The organism is Pantoea sp. R102, from assembly GCF_004916815.1.
Classification (GTDB): domain Bacteria; phylum Pseudomonadota; class Gammaproteobacteria; order Enterobacterales; family Enterobacteriaceae; genus Pantoea; species Pantoea dispersa.
On record NZ_SDFT01000049.1, the window covers coordinates 45,430 to 54,696 of the forward strand.

Annotated in this window: 8 protein-coding genes; 2 read left to right on the plus strand and 6 right to left on the minus strand. The window is 61.4% G+C overall.

Annotation, left to right across the window (positions count from 1 at the left end):
• Positions 1-429: 429 nt before the first annotated feature.
• On the plus strand, positions 430-1,176 hold the full coding sequence (locus ERD80_RS06955; protein ID WP_104188831.1) for a response regulator transcription factor: 747 nt from the start codon (positions 430-432) through the stop codon (positions 1,174-1,176).
• Here ERD80_RS06955 and ERD80_RS06960 read toward each other — a convergent pair.
• From ERD80_RS06960 to ERD80_RS06985, 6 genes are all read right to left on the minus strand, one after another.
• Positions 1,113-2,165 carry a carbohydrate kinase family protein gene (locus ERD80_RS06960; RefSeq protein ID WP_136546321.1) on the minus strand — a complete coding sequence of 351 codons (1,053 nt, stop codon included), beginning with the start codon at positions 2,163-2,165 and terminating at the stop codon, positions 1,113-1,115. The two genes, ERD80_RS06955 and ERD80_RS06960, sit on opposite strands and share 64 nt — an antisense overlap.
• Before the next feature lies 1 nt (position 2,166).
• Positions 2,167-3,027, minus strand: coding sequence for a ketose 1,6-bisphosphate aldolase (locus ERD80_RS06965; RefSeq protein WP_136546323.1), 861 nt, complete (start codon positions 3,025-3,027; stop codon positions 2,167-2,169).
• A gap of 12 nt (positions 3,028-3,039) precedes the next feature.
• Positions 3,040-3,723, minus strand: a complete 684-nt coding sequence (locus ERD80_RS06970; protein ID WP_136546325.1) for a D-lyxose/D-mannose family sugar isomerase — start codon at positions 3,721-3,723, stop codon at positions 3,040-3,042.
• A gap of 57 nt (positions 3,724-3,780) precedes the next feature.
• Positions 3,781-4,719, minus strand: coding sequence for an ABC transporter substrate-binding protein (locus tag ERD80_RS06975; protein WP_058757358.1), 939 nt, complete (start codon positions 4,717-4,719; stop codon positions 3,781-3,783).
• Positions 4,720-5,010: 291 nt separating this feature from the next.
• Entirely contained in the window at positions 5,011-5,994 is a 984-nt protein-coding gene (locus tag ERD80_RS06980) for a COG4158 family protein (RefSeq protein ID WP_021509811.1), read from the minus strand.
• A gap of 10 nt (positions 5,995-6,004) precedes the next feature.
• Positions 6,005-7,510: a sugar ABC transporter ATP-binding protein gene (locus ERD80_RS06985; protein ID WP_136546327.1), complete on the minus strand. Its 1,506-nt coding sequence runs from the start codon at positions 7,508-7,510 to the stop codon at positions 6,005-6,007.
• A 144-nt stretch (positions 7,511-7,654) separates the two neighbouring features.
• Between ERD80_RS06985 and ERD80_RS06990 the strand changes: the two genes are divergently transcribed.
• On the plus strand, positions 7,655-9,267 hold a 1,613-nt coding region (locus tag ERD80_RS06990; protein ID WP_136546329.1), incomplete at its 3' end, for a PAS-domain containing protein.

Genomic DNA, 9,267 nt, shown 5'->3' on the forward strand with positions numbered 1-9,267 from the left:
GCAGGCCTGCTCTCTCTTGCCAAGGCGTTTTCCCGCTATTCCGCGCGTGGTGGCTAAGCTGACGCGGAAAAAGTGAGGAAAATTATTTTTTTATGCCGGCGTTTTGCCACCGCTGGCAGCAGAACGTCGTGTGCTATCCCCTGTCCACATAGCAATTGCTATGCCACTCCCTGACGCAATCGTTTCCGTTTCAGCGTGCCGTTGCGGCTAAGAAAATTCTGAACCAGAACGAGGCGCGATTATGGTGCATTGCACCACCTGCGCGCAAACGTTTTCCCGCCGTGCGCAGCCGGGGGTGAAATATTGCGGTAACGCACGCTTTCACACTCTGCCAGGCGATGGCGCTCACGTTTCTGCTGCGCGTTTCAGCAGCTTAAAAACGCCGGGTTACACTGCGTTTAACCCTTTCGCAACAAAAGAGGCAGTGCAATGAAGCCCGCGATTCTGGTCGTTGATGATGATCGTGCCATCTGCGAATTGCTGCACGATGTGCTGAGCGAACATGTGTTTACCGTTTATAGCTGTCATCAGGGGCGCGACGCCCTGGCGCTGCTGGCGCAGCATCCGGAAATCTCCCTGGTGATGCTGGATATGATGCTGCCCGATACCAACGGCCTGCTGGTATTACAGCAGATGCAGCGTCAGCGCCCTGAGCTGCTGGTGATCATGCTGACCGGCATGGGATCGGAAGCCGATATGGTGGTTGGGCTGGAGATGGGCGCCGACGACTATATCGCCAAACCCTTTAATCCCCGCGTGGTGGTGGCGCGGGCCCGTGCGGCGCTGCGCCGCTGCGGGCGACTGGCGCAGCCGGAAACGGTGATTGATGACGGCTGGCAGTTTAATGGCTGGCGGCTGGATGATGTGCGTTGTCAGCTGTTCAATCCGCAGCGTGAAAGCGTGCCGCTCACTCAGGGCGAATACAGTCTGCTGCGCGCGCTGGTCGGCCACGCGCGTAAGGTCCTGACGCGCGACCAGCTGCTGGAGCTGACCCACAGCGAGAGCCTCGACGTGTTCGATCGCACCATTGATGTGCTGATCATGCGCCTCAGACGCAAAATCGAGGCTAATCCGCATCAGCCGATCCTGATCCGCACCATTCGCGGACTGGGCTATGTTTTTTCCGCCGATGTGATGCGCCCGTCCGCCGCGGCGCGCGAGACGCAAATCGCCTGATCCATCCAGCGCTGCATCTCGCTCAGTGGCCGGATGCCGTCCAGCGCGTTGGCCGCATGCAGATTAAAGCTGGCGCAGGTATGGGCCAGCTTTAACGTCTGCTGCAGGCTGTAGTTCTGATGGCTGGCGTACAGCACGCCGGCGCAGAAGGCATCGCCCGCCCCGACGCTGCCGACAATCTCCTCTGCCGCTAAGCACCAGGCGGGCTGCCACAGACCGTCGCCCTCTGGCTGCTGGCCCCAGGCGCCTTCCGGTGCATGAATCACCACGCGCTGGCGCACACCCTGCGCCAGCAGCCAGCGTGCCGCCGCAGCAAACGCCGCCGGTGACGCCAGCGTGCCACTGCTGCGCAGCTCGATGCCGGTGAGCGCCTGCGCTTCCAGTTCGTTAATCACCAGATAATCGAGCCAGCGTAGCGCCGGCTTCACCAGCGTCTGATACTCGCCGGCGCGTGAGACCAGATCGAGCGAAGTGAGATAGCCGCGCTGCTGCATCTCCGCCAGCAGCCGGGCACTGCGGGTACCGTACTGCGCATCGGGCTGGTCGAGCTTATCCAGTAACAACAGATAGCCGAGGTGGAAGATGCGGTGCGCGGTGGCAAGGTGAGCGAAGTGCGCCACATCGAGCTGCGCATTGGCCCCGCGCGCATGAAAAAAGGTGCGCTGACCGTCCGGCGCGGTCATCACCTGCGTCATCGCCGTGGCTGACGCACCGGTGCGCTGCACGTGCTGACGATCCACATGATGTTCATCCAGCAGCTGCAGCAGATAATCGCCGTCGCTGTCCTCGCCCAGCATCCCCACGGCGGCCAGCGGCAGACCGACCTGCATGCGCGCCAGGGTAAACAGCACATTCAGCGCTGCACCGCCGCTGCATTTCTCGCTATGGTTAATCTCCGCCAGCCAGCCCTGTTCTGGCCAGTGGCTGATGCGCTGCACGTGATCCACCAGCATGTTACCCGCCGCCAGAATGCCGTTGCGTGCTGCCATGTCAGGCCCTCCCGGCGCTGCCAAACACCTGCATCTGCTGGGCAACAACGCTGGCGATGTCGCGTTCAACCGCCATTAACAGTTCGGCGAACGAGTCGTAGCGCGCGTCGCGCTGGGTGATTTGCGTTTCAATCGCCCCGAGCGCCGCCTGCGACATACCGGTGTAGAAGTTGATTTTGTGAATGCCGAGGCTGATGGCGCGACGGAAATCGGCGTCGCTGATGCCGGAACCACCGTGCAGCACCAGCGGAATGCCGGCCGCTGCGCGAATCGCCGCCAGACGGTCAAAATCAAGCTTTGGCTCGCCTTTGTATTTGCCGTGCGCGTTGCCGATGGCCACTGCGAGGCAGTCGATGCCGGTTGCCTGGACAAATTCCGCCGCCAGCGCCGGGTCGGTGAATTTATTGCTGTCCGCTTCGCCAAACAGCGCGCCCCCCTCATCGCCGCCCACGGCGCCCAGCTCAGCCTCAACCGAAATGCCCAGCGCGTGGCACATCTTCACTACTTCCCGCGTCTGGCGAATGTTCTCGTCATAGCTCAGGGTTGAACCATCGAACATTACCGAGGTGAAGCCGAGGCGAATTGCCCGCATCACCGCATCAAAATGCAGGCCGTGATCGAGGTTGAGCACCACCGGGATGGCGTGCAGCGCCGCTTCGGCACGGATAGCGGCGATCAGCGGTTCCAGGCTGACGTATTTAAAATGCACCTCGGCAATGTTGATGATAAACGGCGAACGCTGCTGCTCCGCCGCATGGAACAGCACGCGCAGAAAGTGGGTGTCGAGAACGTTGAACGCGCCGAGCGCGTAACCGTGCTGCTGCGCATGGGCGAGGCCCTGCGCCAGAGAGATCAGTGCCATGGAACACTCCTGTTATGCCAGCCAGCGGTGATATTCGTTACACAGCAGCCAGCGCGGCGCTTCATCCTCATCAATCGGATTAAAGCGCGCCAGCGGGGTAAGAAAGACGTTGTCGTGCTCATCGTCATTGGGCATGGAGACTTCGCCCACCAGCACATCGCCGTAGCCGGTTTCGCCCCAGAAGCTGTGCCAGACACCGGGCAGTAACGTGACGCTCTCGCCGGGTGACAGCCGCAGTTGGGAACCGGCGGCATGGGTCTGGCAGATGCCATCGAGCGTGACCTGTACCGGCGAATCCGCCAGCCGATCGCCGTCGCGATTGTGTAGCGTGACAATCAGGTTGCCACCGCCGCGGTTGATAATGTCTTCCATTTTTTGCGGATGATAATGCATCGGCGTCACCTGCCCTTCGCGCACGTGCATGATCTTCTCCGCATACGGTTTGCCCCACGGCTGTCCGCCGCGTGAACCGTTGCGCAGGGTAAACAGCGTCAGGCCGGTCTGGCTGAAATCATCGGCACCAAAACTGGTGACATCCCAGCCGAGGTGCAGCGCCAGCAGTTCGGCAGCGGCTGGGGTGTCCAGCGCGCGCCACTGGCTGAGACCGTAATCGGCCCACGGCGGCAGATGCACATCCTGCCGCAGAAAGAATTCGCGGGTCAGTTGCAAAATCGCGTTAACTTCGGAACGTTGCATAGCTGCGTCTCCGGCGGGCGTCGCGGCGGGCAGTGTGCACCGCGACGCCCGTGTGGCTTATTTCACCGTCCAGCCTTTGTAGCTGCTGACATTGTTACGATCGATCAGCGTTACCGGAATCAGCACCGGCTTATCCGGCGCTGGCTTGCCCTGCAGGATGTCATAGCCAATCTCAACCGCTTTGGCCGCCATCACCTGCGGATCCTGGGCAGGTGTCGCGACAAACAGCGAGCCTTTGCGCTTCAGCGCCTCTTCGCCGTCTGGCGATCCATCGACGCCGACGATAAAGAATTCGCTACGCTGCGCCTGCTTCGCCGCCAGATCGGCACCGATAGCGGTAGGATCGTTGATGGCGAACACGGCATCAATCTTCGGATTGGCCGACAGCAGACCGGTCATCACTTCCAGTCCGCCTTCGCGACTGCCTTTGGCGTTCTGGTTGTAAGAGAGCAGTTTGATATCCGGGTGGGTTTTCAGCTCATTCATGCAGCCTTCCACGCGGTTCTGCACCGCTGACACCGGTGGTCCGTTGATGATGACCACGTTGCCTTTGGCTTTCAGGCGGTCGGAGATGTATTTACAGGCCATGGCCCCGGCCTGGGTGTTGTCAGAGGTGATGGTGGCATTGGCACCGTCCGCGGCCACGTCCACCGCTACTACCACGATGCCGGCATCACGCGCCCGCTTCACCGCCGGCGCGATGCCTTTGGAGTCGGCGGCGTTGAGGATGATCATGTCCACTTTAGCGGCAATGAAGTTGTCAATCTGCGCTACCTGCTGGCCAAGATCATAGCCGCTGGAGACCAGCGTCACGTTGACCTTATCGCCCGCCAGCTGACGCGCCTTGAGCTCCGCCCCTTTGGTGATCTGGACGAAGAACGGGTTAGCCAAATCGCCCACCGTCACGCCGATGGATTTCAGTTCTTTGGCCTGCACAAATGGCGCACTGAACAGTGTCGCGGCCAGCAGTCCGGTGATAATCGGATTAAAACGCATAGTCGATGTTCTCCTGCTTTTTTGGTTTTATGCCCTGATTGCCTTTGCCTTTGCCCTCACCCTAACCCTCTCCCGCGTGCGGGAGAGGGAACCGTTCTGCATAGTTTTCAGGTGAAGCTCTCGTTTTCCAGATCTTCGCTCCGGGCTGCCCCCTCTCCCGCGAGCGAGAGAGGGAACCGTTCTGCGTGGTGTTCAGGTGAAGCACTTGTTTTCTAAATCTTCTCTCCGGACAGCCCCCTCTCCCGCAAGCGGGAGAGGGTTGGGGTGAGGGCCAGGGCCAGCGGCCGCCCCTCACCCCACGTGATGCCGCGTACGGTACTTATCGATCAGCACCGCAATGATGATCACCCCGCCCTTAATCACCAGTTGCCAGAAGTACGACACGCCCATCAGCGTCATGCCGTTGTTCAGCGTGGCGATAATCAGCGCGCCAATCAGCGTGCCGGTAATCGTGCCAATGCCGCCGACAAAGCTGGTCCCGCCAAGAATCACCGCGGCGATCGCGTCCAGCTCATAGCCCACGCCAAGGTTGCCGTTAGCGCTGTACAAGCGCGATGCGCTCATCAGGCCACCCAGCCCGGACAGCAGGCCGCTCATGGCGTAGACAAACACCAGCACCGCGCCGACTTTAATACCGGTGAGGCGCGCTGCCTGCATGTTGCCGCCCACCGCATAGATGTGCACGCCAAGCGTGGTGCGGCGCAAAATAAACCAGCACAGCGCAATCACCGCAAAGGCAATGATGATCAGCCACGGGATCGGGCCGAGATAACCGTTGCCTATCCACTCAAAGTTGATATCCGAATTGATCACCGTGGTGCCGTTAGCCAGCAGATAGGCCGCCCCGCGCAGCGCGGTATAGGTGCCCAGCGTGACGATAAACGGCGGCAGGCCCGCCCAGGCGACCAGAATGCCGTTGAACAGCCCCATGATCAGCCCGGCTCCGAGCGCGGCCGGGATGGTCAGCCCGGCAAACGCCGGATCGAGCGACACCACCATCGCCACCACCGCCGTGGTACCCAGCATTGAGCCAACCGACAGGTCAATGCCGCCGGTGAGAATGACAAACGTCATGCCCGCCGCCAGCACAATGTTGATGGAGGCCTGACGCGTGATATTCAGCAGGTTAGCTTCGGTAAAAAAGTTCGGGGCGACAAAGCCAAATACCGCCACGATCAGGATCAGAATCGGCAAGATACCCACGGTTTGCAGCAGGTCACTCATCAACGCACGTTTTAGCGTTGGACTTTTTACGCGTGCGGTTTCACTGGTCATTCCCGTCTCCTCAGGCCTGGACCGGCTGCGCGCCGGTGGCCAGTGTCATTATGTTTTCCTGGCTAATCTGCTCGCCGCTCAGCTCGCCGGCGATTGTGCCTTCGCGCATCACGTACACACGGTCACTCATGCCTACCACTTCCGGCAGCTCGCTGGAGATCATCAAAATTGCCACGCCCTGCTGCGCCATCTGGTTCATCATGCGGTAGATTTCACTCTTGGCGCCGACATCCACGCCGCGCGTCGGCTCATCCAGAATCAGGATGCGCGGCGCTATCGATACCCAGCGCGAAATCAGCAGCTTCTGCTGGTTGCCGCCGGATAAGCCGCCAGCGCGCACCTGGGCGTGCGGCACGCGGATATTCAGTGATTGAATCGCCTCGCTGGCGATCTTATGCCCTTTGCGCCGGTTAAGCAGGCCGTAGCTGGCATCGCGCTCAAGCGTGGCCATCACGATGTTTTCCTGCGCCGCCAGTTCAAGAAACAGCCCCTGCTCTTTGCGGTTTTCGGTCAGGAAACCGATGCCGCGCGCAATGGCGTCTCGCGGCGAGTGAATCTGCACTTTTTCCCCGTCGATCCAGATTTCACCGCCGGCTGGCTGATGCACGCCAAAAATCAGCTGCGCCAGCTCGCTGCGGCCGGCACCGACCAGCCCGGCCAGTCCGACGATCTCCCCGGCGCGCACCGCCAGGCTGCTGGGATGCACCTTCCGGTTGTCGGTCAGATGATTTACTGCCAGGCGAATTTCGCCGAAGCTAATGGCGCGATCTTTGTTGAACAGATCGCTGAGCGGACGACCAACCATCATGCGCACCAGTTCGCTGGCGTTCAGCTGTTCGCGCGTCAGGCTGCCGACGTACTGGCCGTCGCGCAGCACGCTGACGCGATCGGAGAGTTCATACACCTCCGCCATGCGGTGGCTGATGTAGATGATCGCCATGCCTTCGCTGCGCAGGCGTTTGATCAGCGCAAACAGCTGTTCGGTTTCGCGATTCGAGAGCGCAGCGGTGGGTTCGTCCATCACCAGGATGCGGCTGTTGCGATGCAGCGCGCGGGCAATTTCCACCTGCTGCTGTTCGGCGATGCTCAGGCGACTCACCAGATCGGTGGCGCTGAACTGCGCGCCAAGGCGGTTAATCACCTGCTGCGCTTCTTCCGCCATCTGGCGACGCTTCACCAGCCCGCCACGGGAAATTTCACTGCCGAGAAAGATGTTTTCCGCCACCGTCAGATTCGGTGCCAGGTTGATTTCCTGATAAATCAGGGTGATCCCTGCCGCCAGCGCCTCTTTCGGGCCCCTGATGGCGTAGGGTTGACCATCGATAAGAATTTCCCCGCTGCTGGCGGTATACGCGCCGGCCAGAATCTTCATTAAGGTACTTTTACCGGCACCGTTTTCGCCCATCAGCGCGTGCACTTCACCCGGCCAGACGGTCAGGTCGACGCCTTTCAGCGCATAGAAGCTGCCGAAGCGCCGGGTAATTGCCCGCATTTCTAATATCGGTGTCGCCGCCATCTTCAGGCTCCTGCTGCCAGTGGATAGCCGCGAGTTAAGCAACGCCAGATAAATGGAAAATGTCAGACGCCGTTCATATTTGTCATATTGCGCTCCGGCCGCGCTTCTATACTCGCCGGAGTTGAGCGGTAAGGAGCGGCAGCAATGAGTCACAGTCTGCACTGGCACGCCGGCGCGCGCGGGCGCCTGCTGATGTTTAACCTGCTGGTGGTGAGCGTTACGCTGGCGGTGAGCCTGGTGGCTATTTTCGGTTTTCGCCACGCCGGTCACATTCAGGAGCAGGCACAGGCACAAACGCTGGCCGACATGAACGGCAGCCTGGCGCTGGCGCGTGATACGGCCAATGTCGCCATCGCCGCGGTGCGGCTGGCGCAGGTGGTGGGCGCGCTCGAATACCAGAGCGAGTCGGCGCGCCTGCAGCAGACTCAGCAGGCGCTGCAGCAATCGCTGAGTCAGCTGGCCAGCGCGCCGCTGGCCGCACAGCAGCCGGCGCTGCTGGCACGCATCCGCGAGCGCAGCCAGATGCTGGAGCAAAGCATCAGCCAGCTGCTGCTGGAGGGGCATCAGCGCCATTTACAGCGTAACGTGATGCTCAGCGGCCTGTGGCAGGCGCAGCTGCTGCTCAACCGTATCGACCTGCTGGCCAGTGACGGCGCGTTTCTGCCGCTGCGCCAGCAGACGGCCGCGCTGTTAACCGTGGCGATTCAGTCCGCCACGCCGCAGGCCGCAGTGCAACAGCTCAACAGCGTGCTGCCGATCTGGTCTGCGCTGCCGCTGCAGGGCGTACTGGCGATGCAGCGCGCTCGGCTGGTCAGCACCAGCCAGCAGCTGCTGCCGGTGGCCGGTCAGCTGGAGCAGAGTGACATCGCCATCGCCTACGCCACGTATCGCATCAAGGCGCTGGTGGCGATGCTCAACGAAGACATCACCCACTACGTTCAGCTGGTAGCGCAGCAGAGCGATGCGCGCAGCGCCACCGCCCATCAGGAACTGGATTCAATCATCGGTTTCATCGGTCTGTTTATGTTACTGGCGCTGCTGATTACCGGTTACGCCGGTTACTACATCTACCGCAATCTCGGTTCCAGCCTTACCGCCATCGCGCACGCCATGACGCGGCTGGCGCAGGGGGAGAAAAGCGTCAGCGTGCCCGGCCTGGCACGGCGCGATGAGCTGGGCGATCTGGCGCGCGCCTTTAACGTGTTCGCGCGCAACACCGCTTCGCTGGCCCACACCTCGCAGCTACTGAAAGAGAAAAGCAACCAGCTGGAATCGACCTTCCTCGCCATGCGCGACGGCTTCGCGCTGTTTGATAACAGCGGTCAGCTGGTGGTGTGGAACGCGCAGTACGCCGAACTGCTGGGCTTCGCGCCGCGCGAGCTGCATCGCGGCATGCACTATCAGCGTTTGCTTGATCGCGTCGATGTGCAGCTCAGCAGCCTGCACGACGCGCAGGAAGTCAGGTTACCGGATGGCCGCACGCTGGAACTGCGCTTCAGCCCGGTGCCGCGGCGCGGCATGGTCAACACGGTGCTGGAGCGCACCTCACGTAAGGCGCTGGAAGCGGCACTGCTGCACAGCCAGAAGATGAAAGCGGTCGGTCAGCTGACCGGCGGCCTGGCGCACGATTTCAATAATTTGCTGGCGGTGATCATCGGCAGCCTGGCGCTGACCGTCGATCAGCTGCCGCCCGGCACGCTGGCCAGCCGCATTGAGCGCGCGCGGCTGGCCGCCGATCGTGCCGCACAGCTGACGCA

Bases quoted from the DNA above. Each gene is read 5' to 3' on its own strand.
- ERD80_RS06985 (WP_136546327.1), bottom strand. From the start codon at position 7,510: ATGGCGGCGACACCGATATTAGAAATGCGGGCAATTACCCGGCGCTTC.
- ERD80_RS06965 (WP_136546323.1), bottom strand. From the start codon at position 3,027: ATGGCACTGATCTCTCTGGCGCAGGGCCTCGCCCATGCGCAGCAGCAC.
- ERD80_RS06970 (WP_136546325.1), bottom strand. From the start codon at position 3,723: ATGCAACGTTCCGAAGTTAACGCGATTTTGCAACTGACCCGCGAATTC.
- ERD80_RS06960 (WP_136546321.1), bottom strand. From the start codon at position 2,165: ATGGCAGCACGCAACGGCATTCTGGCGGCGGGTAACATGCTGGTGGAT.
- ERD80_RS06975 (WP_058757358.1), bottom strand. From the start codon at position 4,719: ATGCGTTTTAATCCGATTATCACCGGACTGCTGGCCGCGACACTGTTC.
- ERD80_RS06955 (WP_104188831.1), top strand. From the start codon at position 430: ATGAAGCCCGCGATTCTGGTCGTTGATGATGATCGTGCCATCTGCGAA.
- ERD80_RS06980 (WP_021509811.1), bottom strand. From the start codon at position 5,994: ATGACCAGTGAAACCGCACGCGTAAAAAGTCCAACGCTAAAACGTGCG.